Source organism: Cellvibrio sp. 25HG11W-0, from assembly GCF_057815475.1.
In genome coordinates this window covers 1,267,654-1,293,135 of the sequence record NZ_CM174230.1, presented here as the reverse complement: position 1 = coordinate 1,293,135, position 25,482 = coordinate 1,267,654, and the positions used below count along the sequence as shown (strand labels likewise).

Below are 25,482 nucleotides of genomic sequence, written 5' to 3'. Positions count from 1 at the left end.
TGGCAGCCATAAGTTGAAGTCATGAGCGAATCCCATCGACGGGTGTAGCCTTACAAAGGCTGACACCTAAAAAAGTGTAGCGATTCTACTGCAATCAGCCTGAGCAGGGAATGAATTGGGGTAAATGATTCAGCTAAGGTAGAATCGGTGCAGCGCCTTACTCTATAGGCACAGAATATTGACCTGTAACGCAGGCACCAGGCCTCGATGCATCATGAGCGAACACCGAAACACTGTATCGCTATAACAACCGTTTTTACTGAGTAGCTATTGCCTCCATGCATGACGACACCCGAAAGTTAGCACTTGCACACTGGATAAGCCAGATAGTGCAAGACCAACCGCAGCCCATCACCCTCACACCCATCGCCAGTGACGCGGGCTTTAGACGCTATTTCCGCTTCAGCGCCAGCACGCCCCTACTCGCCGTTGACGCACCTCCGCAAACCGAAGACACACGCCAATTTGTCGACTTAGCGCGCTTCTTCAGCACTCAAGGTATCAAAACACCCAACATCATTGCCTTTGATGAAGCGCAAGGTTTTCTGATCATTGAAGATTTTGGCGATTGCCAACTCTATAGTCAGCTGCAAAAGCCACCGACATCATTAGCGCAAGAAAATCCCTATAGTGCAGCGTTCAACACACTTTTAAGCCTGCAGCGCTGCAGCGATGAAGCGAGCCTCATTCCCCGCTACGACCGCGCACTGTTGCGCCGTGAATTAGCGATCTTCAGCGAATGGTTTGTGGGGGAAATGCTGGGCTGCACCCTCAACCCACAAGAGCAGGATCTGTTAAACAACGTCTTTGAACAGCTAGAAACCTCTGCCCTTGAGCAGCAGCAAACCTTAGTCCACCGCGACTTTCACTCGCGCAACCTCATGGTCTGCGCCAGTGGCGAATTAGGTGTTATTGATTTCCAAGGGGCACTTTGGGGCGCCGCCACTTACGATCTCGTCTCGCTCCTACGCGACTGCTACCTTCGCTGGCCAGCAGAACAGGTACGCAGCTGGGCACTCGATTATCACCACTTGGCGATAGCCAACAACCTGCTCCCAGACGTGAGTGAAACGCGCTTCTTGCGCTGGTTTGATTGGATGGGCCTGCAGCGCCACATCAAAGTGCTTGGCATATTTGCGCGCTTACAGTTGCGCGATGGCAAAAGCGGCTACCTCAAAGACCTGCCACTGGTTATCCGCTATTGCCTTGAGGTTGCCGAGCAATACCCTGAGCTGAGCGATTTTGCCGATTGGTTTAAAGCAACGCTGTTACCGCGCGCCGAAATGCAGCCTTGGTATAGCAACTATCGCCATGCGGGCGATTCACACATGCATCAAGGAGGATAAGCATGAAAGCCATGATTCTCGCCGCGGGGCTCGGCCAACGCATGCGCCCACTCACCGATCATCTGCCCAAGCCTATGCTGGCGGTGGGTGGCAAACCGCTGATGCAATATCACCTCGAAAACTTGCGCGCCGCCGCGATTGAAGAGGTGATTATCAACCTCGCCTATTTGGGCGATAAAATTCGTGAATTTGTGGGTGACGGCAGCCGCTTTGGGCTCAAGGTGAGCTACTCTCAAGAACCCGAGCCGCTAGAAACGGGCGGTGCACTCCTGCGCGCCCTGCCGCTGCTGGGCAATGAACCTTTCTTACTCCTAAATGGCGATGTCTGGTGCGACCTCGACCTAAAAAAATTCTGCCAACGCACCTTAAGCCAATGCGGCCATCTGCTATTGGTACCCAACCCCAGCTTTCACCCCCAGGGGGACTTTGCCTTAGCAGTCGCAGGGCAATTAGTAGAAGACAATGAAAAAAACCATCCTCATCGCTACACCTATGGCGGCATAGCCTTGCTGCATCCCGACATCATTCGGCTCTACCCAGAACAGCGCACCAAATTCCCCTTGGGCGAAGTACTCTTTAAAGCGGTAACTAAAAGAGAGTTATCCGGTGAAGTTTATGGCGGCCACTGGAGCGATGTGGGCACACCTGCGCGTTTGAATGATCTCGAATACTATTTACTAAGCCGCTAGTTTTATTGCATTCACAATTCATCATTAACACTTTCGATAATCACCTCAAAGGAACGGACCATGCTCTCGAACAACATCGCATCCCCCAACCCCATCAGCCTCACCAAGCTCATACCTGTAGGTATTATTCTGTTACTGCTCACGATTCTCTACGGCAGCTGGTACACCGTCGATCAAGGTGAGCGCGGCGTGCATTTGCGCAACGGAAAAATTGTTGGCACTGCAGCGCCAGGCTTGGGTTTTAAAATCCCCATTATTGATACGGTTGTAAAAATTTCCACGCAAACTCACACCACCAGCTACCAAGCACTGCAAGCCTACAGCCGCGACCAACAACCCGCGACCATTCGCGCCTCAGTTACGTTCAATGTACCCGCGGATAAAGTCGAAGAAGTCTATGAGAATTTTAAAAGTATTGACTCCATGATTGCGCGCTTGGTCGACCGCCAAGTGCCCACCCAAGTGGAAAACATTTTCGGAAAATACACCGCCATCTCAGTGGTACAGGAGCGGATCAAATTTGGCATAGATGTGACCGAGGCCATCACCAAAGCCATTAACGGCCCCATAGTGATTAACTCAGTACAAATTGAAAATATCGACTTTTCCGCCGCTTACGAAAAATCTGTAGAAGACCGCATGCGCGCCGAAGTAGAAGTGCAAACCCAAAAGCAAAACTTGGAAAAAGAGCGCGTCAGTGCCGACATAGCCGTCACCAAAGCGCAGGGTGAAGCCGACTCACAGCTGGCCCGCGCCAAAGCGGAAGCCGAAAGCATTCGCATTAAAGGCGATGCCGAAGCATCCGCCATTAAAAGCCGCGCTGAAGCCTTGGCGCAAAATCAAAACCTGATCGAACTCACCAAAGCCGAGCGCTGGGATGGAAAACTGCCTAGCACTATGTTGCCAAATAGCACCATACCTTTCTTGGATGTGAAAAAATAAACTGCAAACGGAAGCAATAAAAAGGGGAGCAAGCTGCTCCCCTTTTTATTAATCAAATTTTATGTGCAATTTAATTCAAGGCAACCAACTGATAACCCCCCAAAGACTCCACCTGCAACACCAACTGAATATCATTATTAGATGTTTCAGCGACCTGACCATTTAACAACAGCTCGGTTTTAATGGGATAAACGCCTTGGGGCAAACCCTCGGGTAAAGTGAAGGTGAACTCATTTTGATAGCGTCCACCGCTGGTGTTGTTTTTATTCACTTTTTTAGTAAGGCTTTTAAGCTCTTTGGTGTTGTCTTCATTATCAAAAATGGCCAAGCGCTCTTCGATCAAGGTTGTTTTACTTTGTGTACCTGGCACCACTACTATGTCCGACTGAATAACTACTTCTTGACCTGGCTCCACCACTTTTCCAGGCAGAGTATTCGTTGTGTATTCCGTCGCAAGAGGGTAGCGCGGCAAGGTTTTATTTTGCTTTTCGTAATCTGCAACCACCTGCTCTTCATCCACGACTTTCTTAGAACGCTGTTTTACCACCATATCGGCAATGAGCTTTACGGCCACGGCGACCGCCGCGATTTTGACAACTGCTTTAAGGTGTTCGCGATTCTTACAACCCTGATCACCTTTTTTACATTTATAGGACTTATCAAAAACCCGCGTCACATCGCCCAGCTTAAATGCCTGTGCCTGGGTCGCAAGTGCAAACGACAAAAGTAATATCACTATTTTTTTCATAGCCGTACTGCCTCATTTATTATTTGATGATCAAACCCGTTTCTTTAAGCTTGCGCTGCGTATCTTGCGCCTTTTGCTTAAGTGCGGCAGCGGCAATATTACCCGCATCCAAATCCAATGCCGATTCCGCCTTAGCCATGGCGCATGCATAATTCTTTTTACGCATACACTCATCGGCCTGCAGCAACAGCTTATCCACTTTACCCGCGAGAGTTTGGCGCTGCTGCTGCGCAAAGCTGGCGCGCTGTTTAATCTCTACCGCTTGCGCATTGGCTGCATCCAACCCTAATGCACGCACGGCTTGCGCACTGGCACAGGCAAAATCCTCGCGCGCTAAGCACGCTTGTGCTTGGGCCAGGTACGTATCCAATTCCCGCTGCTGCGCCTCTTCTAAACGGCGAGTTTGCTGCTGAGCCTGCTGCAATTTGCGTGCAAAGGCCTGGCCCTGTTCATTTTCTGGGTTAAGTTCATACACACGAAGGGCAAAACCCTGAGCACAATTAACATCACCTTGAGCGAAACAACTTTCACCCTGAGCCACTAGGGCCTGAATATTGCGTGCTTCTATGACCTGATTGGCTTGGGCCAACATATTTTTTGCATCGTTGTGCTGCGCGCTGAGGCTGATGACTTCGCGCGCTTTTACCTGCACACAAGCCCAATCTTCACTCAGGCTACACGCCTTAGCATCACGCATAAGTTGCACAATTTTTTCTTCGTCAGCGCGCTCTGCTTTGGCGATTTTGGCTTGCTGCAGCAATACTTGCGCTTGTTGATTCTCCGGCGCCATGTTAGCGGCAATTAAACTCTGCTCCAATGCGCAACTAAAATCGCTCTGCTGAAAACAAGCTTCGGCTGCCGCGAGTTTTTCCACCACTGCCTGCTGCCGCTCCTGTTCATTTTGGTATTCACTGTAACCAAACCAAGCCGCACCCAACAGCGACACCAAGGCCACCCCCAACGCGGCAGTAGCCAAGAGCGGATTGCGTTTGGGAAACAATTCATCGCAAAAAGCTTGAATGCTCGCTGTACGCTCAACCTTCCTCAGCGCCAAGGCATGCGATAAGGCTTTCCACTGGCGGTTGGTGAGCCCATCAATTTTTGCTGGTTTTAATTTTTGCTCGAACGCTTTTAACCCTGAACGATTATTAAAAGGATGGCGCCCCGTCAGCATTTCATAAACAACGCAGGCAAGTGCATAGACATCATCACTAAAACTTAAGGGTTCATCTTTGACCATTTCAATACTGGCGTAGGCCGGCGTCAACGCACCCAGTTGCCCCACATCGAACTTATGCTTTTGCGCCTCTTTTGAGGCGGCGCGAGCAATACCAAAATCCAACACCTTCGCACCAAACTCTTGGTTTATAAAAATATTGCCCGGTTTAAAGTCGGCGTGAATTAACTGCCGCTGATGGGCGTAAGCCAATGCCGCGCAGAGATCTTGGGTGATAGTCCACACCTGAGCCTGCGGCATGCCGTGCGGATATTTTTTTAACAAGGCATCAAGCGGCTCGCCTTCAAGCAGCTCCATGGTCATAAACAGGGTGTCACCGTCGCGATCAAAGTCATGCACGGTAACTATATTGGGGTGCGCTAAGGTCTGTGACTTCGCCGTTTCTTGTTGGAGCGTGACGAAGGCATCGGGGTGGTCTTTAAAATCTTGATTAAGCACCTTAGTGGCTATATAGGGATAGGGATCTTCCGCTTCCACCTTGCGTAAATCTTTGGTTTTATACACCGTACCCATGCCGCCGTGACCGAGCACTTCTTCCAACAAAAAACGTTTTTTTAACAATAAACCTTGCTCGCCCTTGAGCGACTGCTTCACCAGCGCCCGCGCTTGCGCAAATCCTGCAGAGTGATTGTGTCCGCCAGAGTACTGGGTAAATTGCGTGGCGGGGCTTACTGCTTGCACAGCGCTGTCGTGGCTTTCATCCCCCGCTAATAGCGTGGGCTGCTCTGCCGGTGTTGGTGCAGGGTGTTGGGAATTTTGTGGCAAGGCTTGTGGTGGATGCTCAGCTGCGCGTTGAACAGACAATTTTGAGGTGCCAGCGGGCGAATGCTCATGCACTTTGGTTTTTTTTATATCCTCTGAGTCAGTCACTGACCATTCCTCGTGAATTTATTATTCAACACAAGCCCTCGCCACTGTGACCCGTTCAATAGGGCCATACTCTATGGCGCATCGTAAAACGCGATCCTATCACGTTATGGCGCGTTTCGAAGTAAGCAGGGCCTTACAGCCGCATACTACACCTCGGCTCTTTCACGCCAGAGGCTCGACTCTCGTAGACTCCAACAACATCACACCTTTGGTTATCTTGCAGCAACACTTGTGCATGGGGTACGCCGAAGTTGGAGCAGCTGATAAACCGCTAAATTTTCGGCAAGCTGGCGACTTAGTGCACACAGCGGGTTGACAATTGAAAACAACAGGGCATAATGCTGCGTCCTTGAATCCGGTCAATTTCCGTCAGTTTTATACAGAATTAATATAGGAGCACCACGGTGGCAAACACACCCCAAGCTAAAAAACGCGCGCGTCAAAATGAAAAAGCTCGCAAGCACAACGCTAGCATGCGCTCTATGGGGCGTACCTACCTGAAGAAAGTGCTCAGCGCTATTCAAACAGGTGACAAAGCAACGGCTCAAACCGCTTATGTTTCAGCTGTATCTGTAATAGATCGCATTGCAGACAAAGGCCTTATTCATAAGAATAAAGCTGCTCGTCACAAGAGCCGTTTGAACGCTAAATTGAAAGCATTGAACACTGCCGCGTAATAGCAGCCTTCAATGCCGATTCTCGCCTAGTGCGAAAATCTAAAAACCGGCTTAGGCCGGTTTTTTTATGAGCGCTATTTGGCCATGAAAACTAAAAAATGGGCATAAAGCGTGTTTTTACACCTATACACTGTCACAAAAAGAGATTATCTTCGACACCAATTTCGCATCTATAGCTTCCGCATAAAAAGCACATAAGACGCGAAACATGGCCAAAAAGCGAACAAAACTACAAAAGAGTTCTCAGAAACCACCTGGGCCCAAGGATGTACAAAACTGCGACTGCCGCCATAACACTATGAACAGCGCCGCGAAATAGTTGTGCAACCCCCAAACCCGAGGACACAACATTCTAATAATGGAGATTGTCTATGTTGCCGCGCGAGCACTACTTGAAACAAAACTTTCAAGATAAAGCTAACTTTCCAGAAGGTTTTGAAAAAGGCGGACTGTCAGATATTCAGGCGCGACTGGTGCGCAAACAAGGCGCCCTTATCAGCGCGCTCATTATCGAAGAAGTATCCGACGCAACCCCAGACGACCTACATATCCTTAAGGTGATAAACAATCTAAGCGCCCCCAGAAGCCCCGCAGAACAAGCTTGGATGAAGTACCAGAGCATAGTCAAAGCCAAACAGGCTGCAGCCCCCGCCAAACCCACCAAGACACGCAGCGCTAAAGTCAAAACAACTGCCGACGAGCAATCCGACGCAACCACTGACACCCAAAAAAATGCGAAAACCGCAAAAGACAGCAAGCCAGTAAAAGAAGCTAAAACAGCCAAAGCAGGAACCACCAAGGCAACTACACCCGCAAAGAAAGCAGCCAAAAAAGTGAATGAAAAAGTCTAGTTTGCAAACATGTCAACCTAGGCCATCCACTTGCTCGCTGTTGTTCAGCAAGCGAAATCAACCCAAAAAAATGCCCCTTAGCAGCTCGCTAACGGGCATTTTTTGGTTAGAACTGACATATCTGTTAGGCAGGCAAAACCACCTCTAAGACATAATAACGCCCAGCCTCTATGTCTGTGACATGCTCGCCCGCCAACAACTGCCCATCGAGAGTCAGCGTTTTGCCAGCCACATCAGCACGCACAATGGTCACGTCAAAAGTTGCACCGCGGAACTGACGCACCGCTTTGGCCGATGGCCAGTGCGACGGCAGCTGCGGCGCCACATGCAAGCCCAAGGCATCGCCCTTAAGGCCGAATATACCCTCGATAACACAGCGATAGACCCAGGACACAGTGCCTGTATTGAACAACTGGCTTGAGCGCCCCGCCGTACGCGGATACTGATGATAAGCACCGCGATAATAATTAGGGATATAAACCGGCAACTGACCGCGCTGCAGATAATCCTGCTCATCCGGCCCCGGAATCATTTGGCGCAGCAATTTAAATGCGCGATCCTGCTCCGAAACGGTATAGAGGCTGTAAATATAGAACACCGCCGCATGGTTATAGACAGAACCATTTTCCGCCGAACCCGGGTGCTTTTGGGTTACACGCCCCACGTCGTCGCGCATGGCCGTAAACGCAGGCGCGAACATGGTAACGCCATAGGGGGTTTCCAATTGCTGCTCAATAGCTGCGAGCATCTGTGCGCGCTGCTGTTCATTAGCCGCACCACCCAAAATTGCCCAAGATTGCGGATTTAAGAAAATACGCCCTTCCTTATCCTTACTAATACCGAAAACAACATCATCATCGGTAATACCGCGCCCAAACCATTCGCCATCCCACAGGTACTTATTAACCGCAGCATTGACATGCCCAGCACCAGCGCGCAACTCCTGCTCCACATCAAGACGCGTTTGTTTGGCGCTGACATCAGCCCACAAATTAAGCGCGTAAGCGGTAGCCACGGACAACCAGCCAGATACACCCTTGCCCTTATAGCCCACCATATTCATCGGGTCGCACCAGTCGCCCTGCGCAATAAAGCTCAAGCCGCGATAGTCGCGCGCTTGCAACAGCCAACGCATGGCCGCCGTAATGCGCTCAAATACCGTCAAGACCTCACCGGAATCCGCATGGGCGACAGGTTCGTCGAGCAAGGCGTAATCATTGGTTTCATCAAGATAGGTTTTTAAACACACCGGCAACCACACACAGTGATCGGTGTGGGGGATTTGGTTGATGTACTTCAACTCTGCACCCTCGGCGAGCAAAATACCGTCAGGCATAGCACCTGAGGCTTCCTGCTGACTCAAGGCATGTAAAAAGGCCGCGCGGGTCACGCCGGGGCGAATAAACGTCATGCCCATATTATCTTGTAGATAATTGCGCGTTTGCGGATCGGTGGTTAAACGATTCACATCACCGTGATAGAACACTTGGCGCGGAAGCCAATTGTTGACGAAATTATCCAACTCGGGATCAGGAGTTTCTATTTGCAGACATCCGCTGCCTGCCGCCACATAGGCAGCGTATTCGGCTTTCGCCGCAGCAAAGCCTTCAGCACTGAGGAATTTTGCGCGCAGGTCTTTTATTTCTGCATCATCAAATGCGGGGCCAAAAATAAAACGATAATCACACTCGGCCTTGTCCAGCATTTCCACACGGTACTGCACTATGGCCGCAGGGGTTTCATAGCGGGCATCGCCGCCTGCCAAACTGTCTTCATGCAAAGCACTTGGGCTGTGCAATCCACCCTCGCCCTCAAACGTTTCCTGCTTGGCTTCCCACGCATCCGGCGCCTGCTCACACAAGAAAAAGGTCTTGTCTTTAAAGTTTTTGTTTTTGAAATGGTCCGCTACTTTCTGATAAGGCGTTACGCAGCTTGCAACTATGCCGCCCAAATCAGGGCGATATTCTGCCGACTGATTCATCCAAGACATATAACCTATGGGGAAGTAGGGATAAATACTCAGTTTGCGCGTGCGCCCAGAAACGTTGCGCACCTTACATTCCCATAACTCCACCACGTCTGCGGTGGGGAGCGATAAGGTTAAATCAACGTCAATGCCATTCCAACGCAAATGCCACTGCAAATCACTTTTGCCCACCGAGAAGGTGTAGCTCGATAACGCAGCGCGCACCGGCTCATAGGGCGCCGAAAAAAACTCACCCGTCTCTTCATCTTTAATATAAAAAAAACGACCTGGGTGATGAGCGTAATAGGGCTGCTCTGGCTGCATAAAGGTTTTAGCTTCTAGATTAGGCGCATAGGCGTACTTAGCGGGCTCTGGCTGCATAAATTGCGCAACTGCATAACCGCGGCAAGTGACCTGAATCATCATGCGCTGATTCCATAAAAAACCAGCTGCGCGCGGCATAGCCGTGGGAGAGTGCAAATCATAGCGTGCGCCAGCTTGGCTGGGGCTCAGTAAAGCGTGTGTCATGCAAGTGTCCTATGGATTAATCAAACCAGCTAGAAGTCAATAAAATAGAGATTAATAAAACAGTGGCGCCGCCAGACAGCGGCGCCGAGAGAGAGGAAAAATTAGGATTCGTAGCGCGCCTTAAGCTCCTGTTGCAACTGCTCCAGCTTGCTATCGCTGAGGTTATAAAAAATCAGCGTGAAGGCGGTAACCAGCGCAAACAAGCCGGGAATCAGTGTTTGCATATAGATAATACTATCGAGCGATGCACCATCCTGCATTTGCCCAGCCTGATAACCCATAGTTGCCAATACCGATAACATTAAGGCCGAGCCAGCCGCGCTGCCGATTTTCTGTGAAAAAGTCGTGGCGGCAAAGGTCATGCCCGTAGCGCGGCGACCATTTTTCCACTCGTTGTAGTCGGCAACATCTGCATACATAGACCAGGTGATGGGCGGCTTAAAGCCCAGCGCAATACTGATCAATATATTTAATGCAAACATCCAGATAATTTCTTTAGGTAGATCAGCACTGTCCTGCTGAGTGCCGTCGGCATGAGTGCGCACCACACTTAACAGCTCCCCCTTGGCATCATTCAATACCAAGTTCGCGCTGGTTTCCGCCAAGGGCACGCGATCTTCAATAATCCAGAAAATTTTCTCGTGGCGCAGCCATTCGTAGGTGTCGCCCTGTACATGAGGCTGACCGAGCAACTGGCTCGCATCCAGCTCAACACTGTCGCTGCTGATATCAAGCACGCCGTTGCTTTCCGGTTTAGGCACGAAGGTATAAGCGATAGACAAGGCGGCAACAAGACACAGCAACACCATCATCAGTTTGCGCTTATCAATGTATTTGGTGACGGTAGAGGCAAACATGGCGCCGACCATTAAGCCTGCCATTTGCAAACCTATGTAGTTGCCCAGCAAGTCAGGGCGCTCAACAAAGTAGCGGAAATAATAGGCGGATGAACTGCCACGCAGAGTCATAGTGGTCATAAACACCAGCGCCAACACAAATAGCACCAACCAAGGGCGACACACCAACAAGTCTTTTAGGTCATCCCATGGGTGAGTTTTCTCTTGCGATGCGGGCGGCTGAATACGCTCGCGGGTGGTTAAAAAAGTCACCAGAAACAGACAGGATGCAATACAGGCGTAGATCACCATAGTCATCTGCCAGCCGTGCGCACTGTAGCGATCGCCGTCACCGAAGTATTCCGCCAGCTCAGGCGTTGCGGCCCCCACTAAAATACTGCTCAAGTAAGCAAAGAAAAAACGCGTACTGTTAAGCTTGTTGCGCTCCTGGGTGTTAGCCGTCAATACCGCCGACAAGGAGTTATAGGGCATGTTAAGCAAGGTGTAACACAACATTAATAAGCTGTAGCTGGCATAGGCCCAAATCAGCTTACCCGTTTCATCCAAATCCGGCGTACTCATGGTAAGAATGCCCGCCCCCATCATCGGCAGCGCACCCCACAATAAATAGGGGCGGAATTTGCCCCAGCGCGTGCTAGTGCGATCTGCCATACCGCCAATAATAGGATCGGTAATCGCATCAATGACCTTGGTCACCGTAATCATGGTGGCGGCTGCGGCCGCACCTATACCAAAAACGTCGGTGTAAAAGAACACCAAGTAAGAACCAATAATTGCCCAGTAAAAATTAAAGCCTGCATCGCCTAAACCATAGCCGATACGTTCGCGCCAGCTGAGCTTGGCTAAACGATCATTATTATTCGTCACGCGGTTTACCTCTTAGAATTTTTATTATTTTGCACTAGTGGATTGGCGTACTTTAATTTCATAACCCAAATCGACAACTTTAGATTCAATTGGCCGATCTTTAAGCACACTGATGATCATCTCCGAGGCTTTTACCCCCATCGCATAACGCCCCACATAAACACTACTGAGAGATGGATTCACAAAAGCAGATGCCTCAATATCATTGAAGCCGCAAATAGCCAGATCCTCTGGCACGCGAATATTCATCCGCTGACTCTCAAACAACGCCCCCAAAGCCAAGTCGTCATTGACACAAAACACCGCATCTATGCTGCCGTTGGTAGACGCCATCAAGCTCTTAAACAACTCACCACCCAGCTCTATCGAGGAGGGCTCTGGGGTTGTCACCATCAGATTTTTATCGAATTTATCTAATTGCTCCAAGGCCAATTTATAGCCCTGCATACGCTGCTGCACCCGTGGATCCATGCGCGCACCGATAAAACCAATGCGCTCATAACCCTGCTCGATTAAATGTTTCACCACATCGTAGCCAGCGCGGCCATGCGCAAAGCCCACATTCATGTCGATGGGCTCAGCCAAAAGCTCCATCATCTGTACGATTGGAATATTCGCCTTGTGTAAAAAGTTTTGGCAGGCTTTGGTTTGGCTACCACCGGTAATGATCATGCCTTCAGGGGACTGACTCAGCAGCGTGCGAATCATCTTCTCTTCTTCTAAGGGTGAATAGTGGGTATCCACCAAGAGCACCTTGTAGCCCGCCGCCCCCATCACATCGTATATGCCGCGCAAAACATCACTAAAAACGATATTAGAAAGAGATGGGATTGCGACGCCAATAACATTAGACTTAGCAGATGCCAGCGAACTGGCATGTTGATTGGGGATATAGCCCAGCGCATCGACAGTTTTTTGCACCTGTTGACGTAATGCTTCGGACACTTTCTCTGGCTGATTGATAACGCGCGATACGGTAATAGCGCTAACACCAGCAGCCAGCGCAACATCCACCAGCGTTACCTTGCGGTCAGCGCCGCGCTTTTTTGCTTTTTTCATGTTCCCATCTCGCGGTCATTCGTCGTAAATTGGCACCTTATCATAGGTAAAATGATTGCGCTATCATTAATCAGCATGTTATGCTTCGGTTACTATTGCAGCAATCAAAGAGCTAATTGATATGCCCATGAAACGTGCCATCTCCAATCCGGGCGCCAATACCAACCTCATAATTGTAATGGGTGTGTCTGGTAGCGGCAAATCGACCGTGGCGCGCGCATTGGCGGAACGCTACGATTACCTCTATCTCGATGGCGACGATTTCCACAGCCAAGCATCGCGCGACCATATGGCAAAAGGGCTTCCCCTCACTGATGGCATGCGCCAGCCGTGGGTGATCAATATTCGCGACTACTTACGCATCGCCGCTAACAACAAACAAGATTGTGTTCTCGCCTTTTCTGGCCTCAAGCAACCGCATCGCAATGAACTTCGCAACGCGGGCTTACGCACCATTGTTTTACATCTACTGGGCGACAAAAACACTATTCAAGACCGCGTCAACAAACGTCCCGGCCACTTTATGGCCCCCTCATTGGTAGATAGCCAATTTGATAGCCTGCAGGACCCCAGTTTTGAGGCAGATGTGTTTGCGATCGATGTACGCCACAGTTTGGATCAAGTATTACATCTAGCAGCTGAACTCATAGACACTCACCTGCTGCTCGAAGACATCAAGATTCAAGCCTAAACTTTCCACCCCGCAAAGACCCTGCATACCTCACACAAGGCAACACTGCCTCACCTTTAATTTACCCAGAAGAATTATAATTACTAAAATTCGAACTTTTGCATAGCAAGACAATCCTAAACTCAAGAACGCGAACACGACGGCAAGCCGCTGGCGTCATATTTAACCTCGCGATTAGTTAATGCCATGAGCCTGCACCTAGGTTATGCTTTCTATCAACCCTGCCATAGAATACGTAAAACCGCAGAGGTAAATACCAAACTGTATCCATAACACCCACTGCGTAACTAAGTTCATTTTTAGAGGTTTAACATGCACCTGACTCGCACAACAACGAAATCTATTCTTTCATTCGCCGCATTGAGTTTCTTAGTGCTCGGCCTAAGTGCCTGCGCGGGCAAAACACAATTTCGCAGCGCTTGCGATAAAGAGCTTGATTCCGCCTGGAGTGAATTATCGATTGCCAAAGCAGATGGTTTTAGCGGCACTATCAGCTACACCAAGGCGCTCAGTTTAATTACCGCCGCGCGCACCATGCAAACCATTGAAAATTTTGACAGCTGCTACAATCAAGCAAAAGATGCGCGTTTTTACATTCGTCAGTCGCGTCAGGGGCAATAAACCGGTTCAACGCCCAATAAAAAACTCGCACACTTGGCGAATTTTTTATTGGGCGATATGCTCCCCCTAAATTAATTATTCGAAACCCAGTGACCGACCGTTATTGATGGATTGGTACTGACAACTTACTCGATACACCTAAGTTAAGCGCCTTGCGAATATCTCGCCAGGCAACGTATTTAAAATTCTGTGGTGTCTCAGGCATGACCTTGTGTCCATCCTGAACCACCAGCATCCCCTCCACGAAAGCGCCGCCAAAATTAAATGCACTCACATCCAATCCATCCGTTTCAGACACGCCATCTATACCCTTAACCGCATCTAAACCTACACGTACAACACCGCGCGCTTGGTAGGGCGCTTCAGCATCAACTATCAGATACGAATTATTACCTTGGCTAGAAATAATCAGATAAGGACTTTTTTCATCCTGATAAATAGCCAAGCCCTCAACATCATCTACCAGCGCAGCACCCAATTTGGCAATTAACTGCAATTTATCCGTCGCATCCGGCTCTGCACCAATGGTCCATACACCGACATCCTCCTCACCGACAAATAAACGCTGACGCAGATCATCCGCCACACAGCCCTCAGGTTGAGAGGCCACAGCAAAACGACGCACAAGCTCACCATGCCAAAGCCACTTATTTTTTTGCAGTGGATTCACTTGCGCACTGATACGAATTTGATGGAAGCTACCATCTTTACTATTGGCAATAGCGTAGAGTCCAGTGCTAGATTGATACATACAGAAGCCATAAATATCCTCAAGCTCCGTTGCTATAGCACCAATATATTCTACTTTTCCAGAGCGTGAATCTATGCTGTAAAGCACCAAGCTATTGTCATCGCGCCTGGTAGCAATGGCCAAATCCACGGTAGCCGCACCAAGGACAACACCCTGCCGAACATCCACGTTATTGAGCCTTCCTGAATTAAAATGCTGTACTTCTCGGCCCTGCATATCATAAACAAACAGACCCTGTTTTTTATTTGTACCTAAAACTAAACTTTTGCGTGTATTCTTTTTGTTAACCCAAATTGCCGGATCATCCGCTGCATCGCCAAAGCGTGCCATCACATCTGTCTGCACCTCAGGCTTCACCCACACAGTAGGCAGTAAAGCAGTGTTCACGACAGACTGCGCTGCTGAGGGCAATGACCAAGGTATTTGCACAGTAAAATGTTTTCCCTGAGCATCATCGAAAATAACTAACTGAATTACGCGAGTACCAACGTTATAAACCGCATGGATTGCCTCAGGCTTTTTAAGTGGCGCTAGTGATATACGCTGTATTAACTGCGCTGCATTTTTTTCAGTCGTGTAGATCAAGAGCTCCTTAGATTTTGGCACTACCGCCAGCAGTCCCTGTGGAACTAATGCTATAGCTTCAGCACCTGCGGCCAAATCACCAAAAGGCGCCACTAAATCGACCGGCTTACGCCCCGGCGCAGCCTCCATAGAGGCCGAGTAGCGCCAAATACCAACCGATTCTTCAACAATAAAAAGTGCCTCTTGTGCATCATCCACTTGGCAAGCTTTACTATTCGGCGGAATTGGCAAACGGCGCAAGAACTTTGCATGCGGCTGACCTGCCGCATCTAACAGCAGCCAATGCTCCGCGGTACCGCGCTCATCCAATAGATACAGCGACACATTATTCTCACCATCCCGACTCAAACAAATATTCTCAAGCGTAAAATCACGCACAGGCACTCGCACCAATTCAGTTGCGAGGTGCTGCGTTGGTGACAAACTTAATAACACGACCTGTTGCTCTGGCAATAACTGAGTAGCGACCAGTAAATTATTATTTTTATCAAGACGCCAATCTAAAAGCTCAGCGCCCTGTGAAAACTGTGCCAAAGTATCTCCAACACTATCTACCCATTTTATTCCCTGTGCCGCACTAACAATGAGCAAAGAACCATCTGGGAGATTAATCGGCGCCAAAGAATCTGCCATAAAAACTACGGCCTCTTGCACAGACAGCTGCTGCAATGTCGATCCAAAAAGCATTTTCTCCTTCTCATTTGCGAGCACCGACACAGTCAAAAAAATAAAACATATGAAACCAATCAATTTTGAAAAAAATATCTTCATATCATAAAACCGCTCTAAAATTCTAATTACATTGAGCGCTGAAAAACTGTAGCGCTCCTTTTCAATATTCGATCAAATAGGTACTGAACCCTCTCATTCAGATTAAAAATTCACCAATGTAATACCCAATTTATAGGTTGAACCGTAACTTTCATATTGGGCGTTGTAGCGAGGGCTGTAGATATAGGTGTAATAGACTTCGTTAGTCAAATTGAGCACCTCAAAGTGCAACTTAATGGCATCACTTATGTAATAGCGTAGAGAAAAATCTAGCTGCATTTGATCATCAACATAGGTGTCATAGTTGACTTCAAGCGGATTATCGACCTCTAACAAATACTCAGACTTATAATTAGCGGAAAGTCGCATACTAATCGCCTCAGTCTCATAGCCCAGCATTAAATTTGCAGACAAATCCGATTGACTCGGCATTGGTATATCACGCGCCTCAAACTCTCCATCGTCATAGCCGCCAATCTCTGCTGCAGAATCTACCAAAGTTGCATTGGCTCCTAGCAGTAAACCATCCCAAGGCGCAGGTAATTGCGTGAACTGTTTAGATGCGGCAAGCTCTAGTCCATATATTTTTGCCTGAGCGCCATTAACATAGGTCTCGGCTTTTTTAAATGTCTCATACCCTGAAGTCTCACCCAAATCTGTTTTATACACAAAGTTGTCAATTGACTTATGGAACAAGAAAGCCGATAGCACACTTGCCACACCTGGGTAATGTTCAATGCCCAAATCAATATTGCTCGACTCTAAAGATTTAAGCGCAGGATTACCAAATTCAGCTTCTATATCACCATCATCCTCTTCAAGCAAACGACCCGGTGAAAGCTGGCCAAAACTAGGACGCACGACAGAGTTGGTCCAAGCGGCGCGCAGCTGTGTTTTTTCATTAATGCTATAACGTAGATGAAGAGCTGGCAAAAAGTAATCATCAGAATTATCAAATATTTGTGCAGTCACTGTTTCAGCATCCGCATCAAAAGCAAAGCCATGAGCGCTAAAATCAGTTTTCTCATAGCGTACCCCTGCCATTATTCGCAGCGCATCAACATCTATACTGCCCATAACATAAGCTGCGCTGGTGTCTTCATTTATCAAAAAATCATTAATGCTGCTTTCTTCCACATCGAGTTCAGGCTGAGCTACTAGAGCCAGGACAGCGGCGGTATTTATTTCTTGTCCGAAATTTCCGAAGATATAATCCACACTGTTACCAGAAAAATTACTGAGCGAGGTAGCGTCCTCAAAATCTTCAGTAATAAAAATCTCAGTGTCATTGTCTTTTTCGCGTTCAGTACGTTTTATACCAAACTTAACTTTTGATGCGCGTCCCGACCAATCAAAATCGCGGGTTAAATCCAGCTTTAGGCTGGCACTTTTATCATTGGTGTTATTAGTCGCTAACTCCACTTCATCAAGCTTATAACTAGCAGCCTGATAATATGCGGTGGGCGCAACAAGGCTAATTTTTTTGCTGTTGCTATAAGCCAAATCAAGTAACTCATCGGCGACCACATCATCATCCAATTTGAATACTGCGGCGCCAAGGTGCTGCGGCTCATCCTCACCAGATTTGCTATAGGCCACACTGTAATCGAAGGTCCAGCGCTCAAAATGACTCTGTCCGCCAAGATTAGTAGAGAGGATTTTCTGTGTTTCAGTACGATTTTTTAATTCTCTCTGCACCTCTGCTGCACCCATCTCACCTTCGAGTAGCGCATCTTCAAACTCTATGACATTAGCCAATCTCACCTCAGCATCAGTATATTCACTGTAGAGGTTCCGCCAGTAAAGATCGGTGTTATCACTCGGTTTGTAATCTACATTTAAGGTAACTCCAAAGCGCTCTCGACGAATGCGGTAATCGCGCTGCTCTAATTCCTCCAAGCGTGCTGGTTCGTCAGCGCTGTCATCTTCAAACTGCCAGTGACCACCGGTCTCTACATTGTCAGAACCAAACTCACGCTTAAACGAACTGACGCCCGCTGCCACGCCAACATTATTTTCTCCTTCTCCCACACTAAATTGCTGGCTAGCAGTAGCGGCCAACTTAGGGCTTGTTTCTCCTGTATTGTCGTCGCGGCTTGCCTCAGCAGTAAATTGATAAAAAAAGCCATCGCGATCAAAAGCAGACAAGCTCTGCACATCAATACTGCCACCTAGTGAATTAGCATCCATATCTGGCGTCAAACTTTTGGTCACCACCAAACTTTCTAGCAAATCTGAAGGAATTACATCCAACGCCACTGCACGACGGTCGGCATCGGGACCGGGAACGCCTACACCATTAATAGTGACCGCATTAAAATCCGGCCCTATACCACGCACACGAACATAGCGCCCTTCACCTTGATCTCGCTCAATTGACAAGCCCGGCAAGCGCTGAAGCGATTCAGACACATTGGTATCGGGAAACTGACCAATAGCGTCAGCAGATACTGCCGTAATAATATTATCTGCCGCGCGCTGCTTATTAAGCGCCTTATTAATTCCTGCAGCCTGTCCAATTACAATAATATTTTCCACTTCGCCGGAAACGCCAACCAATTGGAAATTAGCTTTTGTCGTTTTTTCATCGCGAATTTCAATTTTTCGCCTGATCGCATCTGCACCGATATAGCTGGTCACTAAGGTATAGCTACCCGCTTTTACATCGAGAAATACATAACCACCGTCGCGCTGACTCACCGCTTCTCGCTGCAGCTCTTGAATACGTAAGCGCACCCCCTGAAGTGCAACGCCTTTTTCTGTGGCGGTAACTTCCCCTTCAAGGCGCCCCTCTGCAACTGCCTGTGCCGTTATAGCGGTTAAGGCCAGCGCGAATGTCGTGCGTGTAAAACAAGGTGAGGTTAGCGTACGAGCAATCGCTGATGCGCGCATTAAAACTGAATTCTTCACTGGTATTCCCCACAGAGGCTAGGCTAAATAGTCTGCAAGCACATCATTGTTAGACGACAGCTTGCGTTTCAAGGTCGCCAACCTAGTAGGTCTAAATGACAAAAATATGACGCATTATTTTCGTTGCGAAAATTTGCGCTATAGAGACAGAAAACAACACGAGTAACCACTTATATTGAGCCAAAATGACTCTTGCATATCGAAAAAAAAGTGGCTACAGAATATCTATTACGGACTAAATACAGCATTAAAATAACTTCAGTATGTCGCAATCGCGTTCTAAATAAAAAAGTCGCGTTTTTATTAAATTTTACGGAAATTACCCTGAGCTAATTTGCCCTTCCTATACGCGACTGAGGTGCAATAGGTAAATATAGCCAATTCACATAACTGTCACATTAAGCTGCTAAGAGTGCTTGCCTTGCACACCTCATTTCGCACTGGAAAACACAGATGCTTAGATTGCACAAATGGAAACTTATTCTTCTGGGACTATCTGCGAATTTTATTCTGCTGATTAATCTAGCCTCAGGCCAACTCAAACCACATGAGATACTCAATTGGCTAGATATATTCAGTGAGTGGGGTGCAGCGCTTCTGGTATTGGTTTGGCTATTACTGATTTTACAAAGCCGCCCCTCAGGGCGTGTCACGCAATTTTTAAGCCTAGGTCTAAGTGGGATTTTTTTAGCGAGCTTTCAAGATGGGCTTGATGAGTTCATCAAGCTGCCAGACACCATTGCGTGGGATCACTGGATAGAGTCAGGTTTCATGCCGCTTGGCTTAATGTTACTAACGGTGGGAATTTATCACTGGCATAAAGAGCAGCTTATTATTTCGCGTCAAATGCGCAAACGCGAACGATTATTTCGCGACCATAAAGCCATGGATTTTACCACCCCATTAAGCGATGCAACTTATTTACGCAAGCAACTTGCGCAGGCGCTAGCGAGTCATCGGGCTCAGTCCGAGCCCTTGGCGTTTCTGTTAATTGATATCAACGACTTCAGCGGTATTAATCGTCGCTATGGCTCCATAGAAGCAGATCGCTTGCTGGCAGCACTGAGCGAACTATTGCTGCTGAATATTCGCCACAAAGATTTACTCTGCCGCTACGCAGGGGATCGCTTTGCGCTTCTACTGCCTAACACCAACAAACTCAGCGCCGAAGGTATTGTCCACGAACTTAACAACGCTGTACGCAACTTTGCCTTTAAAACACAAGCACAAGGCGAAAGCCTATTCCATTCAGTTAGTATCGGCCTTGCACTTGCGCAAAATGACAATCCTGAAAGTTTGCTGGTACGTGCTAACAGTGCGCTACTGCTCGCCAAGGAAACTTCTCAACACAATATTCATCTGGCGGCTTAACGATGCACAAGCCCGCAGATAATGAACATTATTTACCAAAAAGATATTTTGAAATTGACAACGCTTTCATCGCTGCTCACAACTGGCCTGCTACCCTCATTGATTTGGCCTTGAATCGCGGTGCTGAAGAGCATACATTACTACGTGGTACCGGCATTTTTTATGCAGACCTATTGACCGGAAAGCAATTACTCAGCCCAGCTCAATGCCTGCGCTTAATTGACAATATCCAACACAAAGTGACGAGCAAGGACTTAAGCTTTTTATTGGGGCAACGACTTTATGCTGGCAATCAGCAGATGGCCAACAGCGCACTGATTCACGCGCGCGATTTGCGCGAAGCGCTGGATATTCTCTGTCAATTTCAAGTTCAATTAGCACCCTTGCTAAGCCCCAAAATTTCCTACCAAGATGAAAAAATTATTATTTACTGGCTGCCCAACTGCAGTGCATTGCAGCCAGCGCAAGAAATATTTTTAGTGGAAATGATGAGCTCTGCCTTAAACTCATTGTGCCGTTGGCTACAAGGCAAACAACTGCCTTGGACATTTTACTTTCGCCATACGCAACCAAATTATCCTGAGCAGTATCAGGTACACCTTAAAAGCACGACCAACTTTAATTGCCAGCACCATGCGATGGCTATTGCGCGTGAACATCTACACAGTATTTGGCAACTACACTCACCCAGCACACTAGCGCGTGCGCGACTGTGCGCAGAGCAAGAGTTAATCCAGTTGGACTTTACTCAGGGTTTTGTGCGCGAAGTTTATGAATACCTCGCACGCAACATCAACCACAACCCTAATCTTGAACGAACAGCCTGTGACTTTGCCATGAGCACCGCAAGCTTTAAGCGAAAACTACAAAAACACGGAACCAATTTTCAAGCACAATATGATGATGTGCGCCGCGATCTAGCGCTGCAATGGCTGCACGTACCCGATATCACCAACGAGCAAATAGCGACCCGCCTACACTTTCACGATGCCGCAAATCTACGCCGAGCGTTTAAAAAATGGACGGGATTAACACCCAGTGCTACGCGCAATGAATTTCTGCTTGGTCAAAAATAATACTATCTAAGAAGCCAATTATCACAAACATATATAAGCGCCGTTTAACATTCGTTTACACCCACTATGGCAACCGTCATTGACGTTAGTATCTTTTTATACCACCTACTCATACACCCAATAGCACCCAAGGTATAAATTTAACCGGCATCTCGCTGAAATACGCTACCCTAGGGACCATGATTAACACATTCAGAACATCAAACAGGAGATGACAATGAAAACTGCATTAATTACCGGTGCCAATCGCGGGATTGGCCTAGCACTTACTGAAGTCTATTTGAACCAAGGCTGGCAGGTTATTGCTGTTTGTCGCAGCAGCTCTATAAAGCTCAGCGCCACTAGCGCCGAAGTAATTGAGGGGATTGATGTCGCTAAACCCGAAGACGTAAAAATGCTCTGCTCAAAACTAGGTAACCGCACTATAGATTTATTGATTAACAACGCAGGGATTTTGCGTGGAGATCATCTCGGCAACATCAATTATGAGGATGTCACTCAACAACTAGAGATAAATGCTGTTGCCCCTATACGCATCGCTGAGGCGCTTCTAGACAATCTCGGCAAGGGCGGAAAAATTGCGCTGATCACCAGTCGCATGGGGTCGATTAGCGACAATAGCTCGGGCGGTTATTATGGTTATCGCATGTCTAAAGCAGCACTTAATGCAGGTGCCACATCACTCGCACTTGATGTAAAAAAACACGATATAGCCGTGGCCATTTTACACCCCGGTTATGTTCAAACAGCAATGGTGGGATTTGGCGGTGACATTACAGCCACCGAGGCAGCCACACGTTTAAGCCAGCGTATTGCAGAATTAAACATGCAAAATACCGGTGGCTTTTGGCACTCCAATGGCGAACAATTACCTTGGTAACCTTAGCCCCAAAGAAAACCTCTAAGAAACTGTAATCAACAAAGAACAGCCATTAAAAAAGGGGCCACAAAAAATAATTTTTTAGTGGCCCTTTTTATTGTCTAGCTCAAAGGTAATAGTCGCCTATTTTGAATAAATAACTCAGCTTCAAGCTCCCACTATATCTCTGAAGGAAACTGCAACATGCCAAGCACCCTTAAATACCTAATGCCCAGCTTATTATTCGCCAGCGTGTTAATGGCTTGCTCCCCTGCATCTGTTCCCCACCAAGAAGTCGCGAATGAATTAACCCACACAGAAATATGGAGCCTTAATTCTTTAACATCCCTCAATGGTTATAGTGTCAATGCATTCGGCAATCCAACACAAAAAAATACCAAGCTAGGTAATGTTGTTCACTTCGATGGTGACGGCGATCGCCTGTTGGTACATAACAATCCACTGGGGGCATCCACACGTTTTACGATTGAGGTTTTATTGAACCCTGCAGATGTGTTCCCCAACAATTGGGAGCCTCGTTTTTTTCATATAGAGGCTCTAGATAATCCCAATCGCCGCGTCACCATTGAGTTGCGCTTAAATGATCAGCAACAATGGTACTTAGATGCCTACATCAAATCAGAGCAAGGTCAGCTTGCGCTAATTGATTCCACCAAGGTTCACCCGGTCAACCAATGGGCCCATGTTGCTATCACTTACTCAGAAGGTGTTTTAACGACCTTTGTTAATGGTCGAAAAGAATTAAGCGGCGCCGTGGAGTACCTACCAATAGATACTCTTGCATTAACGTCAATCGGCGCAAGAATGAATCAAGTACATTGGTTTAATGGCGATATAGCGCAAATGGCCATAACACATAAGGCACTGAGACCAGAATATTTCAATTTATTACCAAAATTGTCGCAATAACAATAATTCGTACTGGGCTGAGCACGCCCTACACGTAAAAAATAATAAAAAACCCAGCAGCAAGCTACAGGGTATTAAGTGCATTCGTTCGCTTCGCATAGCTCAATAGCTTCTATCGTCCCAAGGGGCGGGGAATTAAATCCTTAACGATTAGAGACTATTACAGACGTAGGTACTAACGGGGATTACACCTTATTGCTAGCCTCTCTCCTTTTACTAGCTTCTCTCCTTTCAGCGCCCGAGTTGCTGAACGGCTTAAAGAATCGCTTAAAAGGCCCGGCACGAAGCCGGGCAAACCTCTAATGACATCAACTTACTTTTAGATTAAAACTGGCTAATAAATTTCCACGCCTCTTGTGGAATCCAACTTTCTGGTTGGCCTGCATCATGCTGTGACGGCCAGTGGCCACCATCAAATGCGCACCAACGTACTGGATAGCCTGTAGTACAATTTTGATAAGAAGTACAAATATGTGTGCCGCTGCCTCGTGCAGGTTCTAATGGATTTTGTGCGGTGCACTTGTTGTTTCTTACCGCACGATCCCGCAGTGAGCGACCTAGAGAAATACCCAATACATCATCGCCCAAACCGTGTGCTGCAAAAAATGGAATGGGCGCTGTACCACCATCGCAACCACTGAGTTGTGCACCCGAGTAAAGTGCTACACCGCGAAATACATTTGCGCGCGCGCAGGCTACCGCGTTGGACATACCGGCACCATAACTAAAACCGGTGGCGAAAATCCGGCTTTTGTCGATACAAAAATTGGATTGGACTTGGTTGAGAATGGAGTCAGTTAGTGCGAGATCGCGACCGCCGGAATTCGCCCAGCCTTTATCAATCCCTTCAGGGGCGATAAAGATGGTGCTGTTTTGTGCAAGATTCCAAAGACCGTAATATGGAGTTTCCGTTGCCGAACCATTACCACCATTAGCGACTTGTGCTGCGTCACCATTCAACCAGTGATAACCAACAATCAAGCGGTAGGGGTTTTGATTATTGTAATTGTCGGGCACACGCAAAATGTACGAGCGATTTAATCCATTTACATTAAGATTAATCCGGCCATTTTGCAAACTGCGTGCTTTACCACAACCGTCACTCGGCACCGCACCGTTAGGGTTTGTTGGTGTGGTGGGCGAATCAATCACACCGCTGTAGGGACCAATGTGAATCCAATCCAAATCGGCATAATCCGTTGCACCTACCGTCACGCGAATTTTTTGATACCCAGGTTTTAAACGCACTTTACCGGCTGAGTAAGTTTTAAATTCTCCCCAGGTAGTTACGCTTGGCACCTGAAAGGATTCAATCAGCGTGGTATTGCACTGTGAAATTTTAAATGTGCGCCCTGTGCCTACCGCGCCAGAGCGAATGGTTACATCGTAATCGCCTTCGGTTTCTACATAGACGGTATATTCCAACCACTCACCCGCCGTCATCCAACCCACTGCGTTGCCGTTGGTAATAGTTTTAATATCTACACCAGTATCGGTGCGATAAGCGTTGCCTTCATTTGCGCTAGTGCTATCGGAATAACCGGCGGGATCAAAATCTTCAGCTTGGATGCTGGCTGGAATTCGTGGCACCAGCATTTGGTACGCGTTTTCAACTCGGCTAGGACATGCATTAGTTGCAGCACTAGAGGCTACCGATGATGACAACTGAGAAGAGGATGAACTCACTCTTGATGATGAACTCACAATCACGGACGAACTTATACTGGATGACGAATTAATTTTTGAAGATGAAACAACAGCAGCCGATGAGCTGGAGCGAGCCGAGCTCACGGGCGGAGTTGTTCCACCACAGATGCTGCCGCTAATGGTTGGGCGCTCTGCACTGCCGCTATTTTTTTCACCTTGCAAACCAAATGAAACTGATTGGCCAACAGCAATATTTCCATTCCACGACATATTGGTTGCAGAGTAAGGATTACTGCCAGAAAAATTAGCATTCCAACCACCGCTCATACGGTTACTGGCATATTGCCAATTTACATTCCAATTATTAATCGGCGCACCTGTATCATTTTTAATTGTGATGCTGGCAGTAAAACCGTTTGGCCACTCACTATCAATTGTATAGCTACAACTGGCTGACGCTGTTTGTGCAACGGTTGCGAGCAAAAGTGCAGAACCTAAAAAAATTGCCGATTTTTGTAGCCTCGCAATTCGATTGAGGGAAGAATTTATTTTATACATTATTCACATCCTTAGTAGTGTATGAAAAATGCCGCCAACACTGTTGATGACTGACGGCACGCTCGGTGGCTTATT

General features: G+C 47.7%; 19 protein-coding genes. 11 read left to right on the top strand and 8 right to left on the bottom strand.

All coding sequences use genetic code 11. The annotated features are described in order from the left end of the window. Positions 1 to 278: 278 nt before the first annotated feature. The 3 genes from AC0KUT_RS05305 to AC0KUT_RS05295 are packed head-to-tail and all read left to right on the top strand — an operon-like array spanning position 279 to position 2,977. Positions 279 to 1,346 carry an aminoglycoside phosphotransferase family protein gene (locus tag AC0KUT_RS05305; RefSeq protein ID WP_488834125.1) on the top strand — a complete coding sequence of 356 codons (1,068 nt, stop codon included), beginning with the start codon at positions 279 to 281 and terminating at the stop codon, positions 1,344 to 1,346. A gap of 2 nt (positions 1,347 to 1,348) precedes the next feature. Next, positions 1,349 to 2,035 carry an N-acetylmuramate alpha-1-phosphate uridylyltransferase MurU gene (gene murU, locus AC0KUT_RS05300; RefSeq protein WP_488834124.1) on the top strand — a complete coding sequence of 229 codons (687 nt, stop codon included), beginning with the start codon at positions 1,349 to 1,351 and terminating at the stop codon, positions 2,033 to 2,035. Between the two features lie 60 nt (positions 2,036 to 2,095). Then, a complete protein-coding gene (locus AC0KUT_RS05295) occupies positions 2,096 to 2,977 on the top strand; it encodes a prohibitin family protein (RefSeq protein WP_488834122.1) in 882 nt (293 codons plus the stop codon). Positions 2,978 to 3,047: 70 nt separating this feature from the next. Here AC0KUT_RS05295 and AC0KUT_RS05290 read toward each other — a convergent pair whose 3' ends face one another. Beyond that, positions 3,048 to 3,725, bottom strand: a complete 678-nt coding sequence (locus AC0KUT_RS05290; protein WP_488834121.1) for a hypothetical protein — start codon at positions 3,723 to 3,725, stop codon at positions 3,048 to 3,050. 19 nt (positions 3,726 to 3,744) lie between these two features. Then, positions 3,745 to 5,832, bottom strand: a complete 2,088-nt coding sequence (locus tag AC0KUT_RS05285; RefSeq protein WP_488834120.1) for a serine/threonine-protein kinase — start codon at positions 5,830 to 5,832, stop codon at positions 3,745 to 3,747. A gap of 404 nt (positions 5,833 to 6,236) precedes the next feature. Here AC0KUT_RS05285 and rpsT point away from each other — a divergent pair, with 404 nt between their 5' ends. Beyond that, on the top strand, positions 6,237 to 6,509 hold the full coding sequence (gene rpsT / locus AC0KUT_RS05280) for a 30S ribosomal protein S20 (protein WP_488834118.1): 273 nt from the start codon (positions 6,237 to 6,239) through the stop codon (positions 6,507 to 6,509). A 371-nt stretch (positions 6,510 to 6,880) separates the two neighbouring features. Continuing rightward, positions 6,881 to 7,360: a DUF413 domain-containing protein gene (maoP, locus tag AC0KUT_RS05275; protein WP_488834115.1), complete on the top strand. Its 480-nt coding sequence runs from the start codon at positions 6,881 to 6,883 to the stop codon at positions 7,358 to 7,360. A gap of 124 nt (positions 7,361 to 7,484) precedes the next feature. Here maoP and AC0KUT_RS05270 read toward each other — a convergent pair whose 3' ends face one another. From AC0KUT_RS05270 to gntR, 3 genes are all read right to left on the bottom strand, one after another. After that, a complete protein-coding gene (locus AC0KUT_RS05270; RefSeq protein ID WP_488834113.1) occupies positions 7,485 to 9,854 on the bottom strand; it encodes a GH36-type glycosyl hydrolase domain-containing protein in 2,370 nt (789 codons plus the stop codon). Between the two features lie 101 nt (positions 9,855 to 9,955). Continuing rightward, positions 9,956 to 11,578: an MFS transporter gene (locus AC0KUT_RS05265; RefSeq protein ID WP_488834111.1), complete on the bottom strand. Its 1,623-nt coding sequence runs from the start codon at positions 11,576 to 11,578 to the stop codon at positions 9,956 to 9,958. A gap of 24 nt (positions 11,579 to 11,602) precedes the next feature. Beyond that, the gene (gntR, locus tag AC0KUT_RS05260) at positions 11,603 to 12,637 is read right to left on the bottom strand and encodes an HTH-type transcriptional regulator GntR (protein WP_488834109.1); all 1,035 of its coding nucleotides are present in this window, start codon (positions 12,635 to 12,637) and stop codon (positions 11,603 to 11,605) included. A gap of 121 nt (positions 12,638 to 12,758) precedes the next feature. On the opposite strand from gntR, the gene AC0KUT_RS05255 reads away from it, so the two are divergent. Both AC0KUT_RS05255 and AC0KUT_RS05250 read left to right on the top strand, forming a co-directional pair. Further along, positions 12,759 to 13,328 carry a gluconokinase gene (locus AC0KUT_RS05255; RefSeq protein ID WP_488834107.1) on the top strand — a complete coding sequence of 190 codons (570 nt, stop codon included), beginning with the start codon at positions 12,759 to 12,761 and terminating at the stop codon, positions 13,326 to 13,328. Between the two features lie 312 nt (positions 13,329 to 13,640). Continuing rightward, the gene (locus tag AC0KUT_RS05250; RefSeq protein ID WP_488834106.1) at positions 13,641 to 13,949 is read left to right on the top strand and encodes a hypothetical protein; all 309 of its coding nucleotides are present in this window, start codon (positions 13,641 to 13,643) and stop codon (positions 13,947 to 13,949) included. Positions 13,950 to 14,049: 100 nt separating this feature from the next. Here AC0KUT_RS05250 and AC0KUT_RS05245 read toward each other — a convergent pair whose 3' ends face one another. Continuing rightward, positions 14,050 to 15,972, bottom strand: coding sequence for a phytase (locus AC0KUT_RS05245; protein WP_488834104.1), 1,923 nt, complete (start codon positions 15,970 to 15,972; stop codon positions 14,050 to 14,052). Positions 15,973 to 16,158: 186 nt separating this feature from the next. Then, positions 16,159 to 18,966, bottom strand: coding sequence for a TonB-dependent receptor (locus AC0KUT_RS05240; protein WP_488834103.1), 2,808 nt, complete (start codon positions 18,964 to 18,966; stop codon positions 16,159 to 16,161). 453 nt (positions 18,967 to 19,419) lie between these two features. On the opposite strand from AC0KUT_RS05240, the gene AC0KUT_RS05235 reads away from it, so the two are divergent. The 4 genes from AC0KUT_RS05235 (at position 19,420) to AC0KUT_RS05220 (ending at position 23,202) form a co-directional block, all read left to right on the top strand. Next, positions 19,420 to 20,337 (top strand): GGDEF domain-containing protein, encoded by a 918-nt coding sequence (locus AC0KUT_RS05235; RefSeq protein WP_488834101.1) that lies wholly within the window; start codon positions 19,420 to 19,422, stop codon positions 20,335 to 20,337. 2 nt (positions 20,338 to 20,339) lie between these two features. Further along, on the top strand, positions 20,340 to 21,413 hold the full coding sequence (locus AC0KUT_RS05230) for an AraC family transcriptional regulator (RefSeq protein ID WP_488834099.1): 1,074 nt from the start codon (positions 20,340 to 20,342) through the stop codon (positions 21,411 to 21,413). A gap of 217 nt (positions 21,414 to 21,630) precedes the next feature. Beyond that, a complete protein-coding gene (locus tag AC0KUT_RS05225) occupies positions 21,631 to 22,293 on the top strand; it encodes an SDR family oxidoreductase (protein ID WP_488834096.1) in 663 nt (220 codons plus the stop codon). Between the two features lie 183 nt (positions 22,294 to 22,476). Continuing rightward, positions 22,477 to 23,202 carry a LamG domain-containing protein gene (locus AC0KUT_RS05220; RefSeq protein ID WP_488834094.1) on the top strand — a complete coding sequence of 242 codons (726 nt, stop codon included), beginning with the start codon at positions 22,477 to 22,479 and terminating at the stop codon, positions 23,200 to 23,202. Between the two features lie 324 nt (positions 23,203 to 23,526). Here the strand turns inward: AC0KUT_RS05220 and AC0KUT_RS05215 are convergent, their stop codons facing one another. Beyond that, entirely contained in the window at positions 23,527 to 25,407 is a 1,881-nt protein-coding gene (locus tag AC0KUT_RS05215; protein ID WP_488834093.1) for a cellulose binding domain-containing protein, read from the bottom strand. Positions 25,408 to 25,482: the final 75 nt, after the last annotated feature.

Bases quoted from the DNA above. Each gene is read 5' to 3' on its own strand.
- AC0KUT_RS05305 (WP_488834125.1), top strand. From the start codon at position 279: ATGCATGACGACACCCGAAAGTTAGCACTTGCACACTGGATAAGCCAG.
- murU (WP_488834124.1), top strand. From the start codon at position 1,349: ATGAAAGCCATGATTCTCGCCGCGGGGCTCGGCCAACGCATGCGCCCA.
- AC0KUT_RS05295 (WP_488834122.1), top strand. From the start codon at position 2,096: ATGCTCTCGAACAACATCGCATCCCCCAACCCCATCAGCCTCACCAAG.
- AC0KUT_RS05290 (WP_488834121.1), bottom strand. From the start codon at position 3,725: ATGAAAAAAATAGTGATATTACTTTTGTCGTTTGCACTTGCGACCCAG.
- maoP (WP_488834115.1), top strand. From the start codon at position 6,881: ATGTTGCCGCGCGAGCACTACTTGAAACAAAACTTTCAAGATAAAGCT.
- AC0KUT_RS05270 (WP_488834113.1), bottom strand. From the start codon at position 9,854: ATGACACACGCTTTACTGAGCCCCAGCCAAGCTGGCGCACGCTATGAT.
- gntR (WP_488834109.1), bottom strand. From the start codon at position 12,637: ATGAAAAAAGCAAAAAAGCGCGGCGCTGACCGCAAGGTAACGCTGGTG.
- AC0KUT_RS05255 (WP_488834107.1), top strand. From the start codon at position 12,759: ATGCCCATGAAACGTGCCATCTCCAATCCGGGCGCCAATACCAACCTC.
- AC0KUT_RS05250 (WP_488834106.1), top strand. From the start codon at position 13,641: ATGCACCTGACTCGCACAACAACGAAATCTATTCTTTCATTCGCCGCA.
- AC0KUT_RS05245 (WP_488834104.1), bottom strand. From the start codon at position 15,972: ATGCTTTTTGGATCGACATTGCAGCAGCTGTCTGTGCAAGAGGCCGTA.
- AC0KUT_RS05235 (WP_488834101.1), top strand. From the start codon at position 19,420: ATGCTTAGATTGCACAAATGGAAACTTATTCTTCTGGGACTATCTGCG.
- AC0KUT_RS05230 (WP_488834099.1), top strand. From the start codon at position 20,340: ATGCACAAGCCCGCAGATAATGAACATTATTTACCAAAAAGATATTTT.
- AC0KUT_RS05225 (WP_488834096.1), top strand. From the start codon at position 21,631: ATGAAAACTGCATTAATTACCGGTGCCAATCGCGGGATTGGCCTAGCA.
- AC0KUT_RS05220 (WP_488834094.1), top strand. From the start codon at position 22,477: ATGCCAAGCACCCTTAAATACCTAATGCCCAGCTTATTATTCGCCAGC.
- AC0KUT_RS05215 (WP_488834093.1), bottom strand. From the start codon at position 25,407: ATGTATAAAATAAATTCTTCCCTCAATCGAATTGCGAGGCTACAAAAA.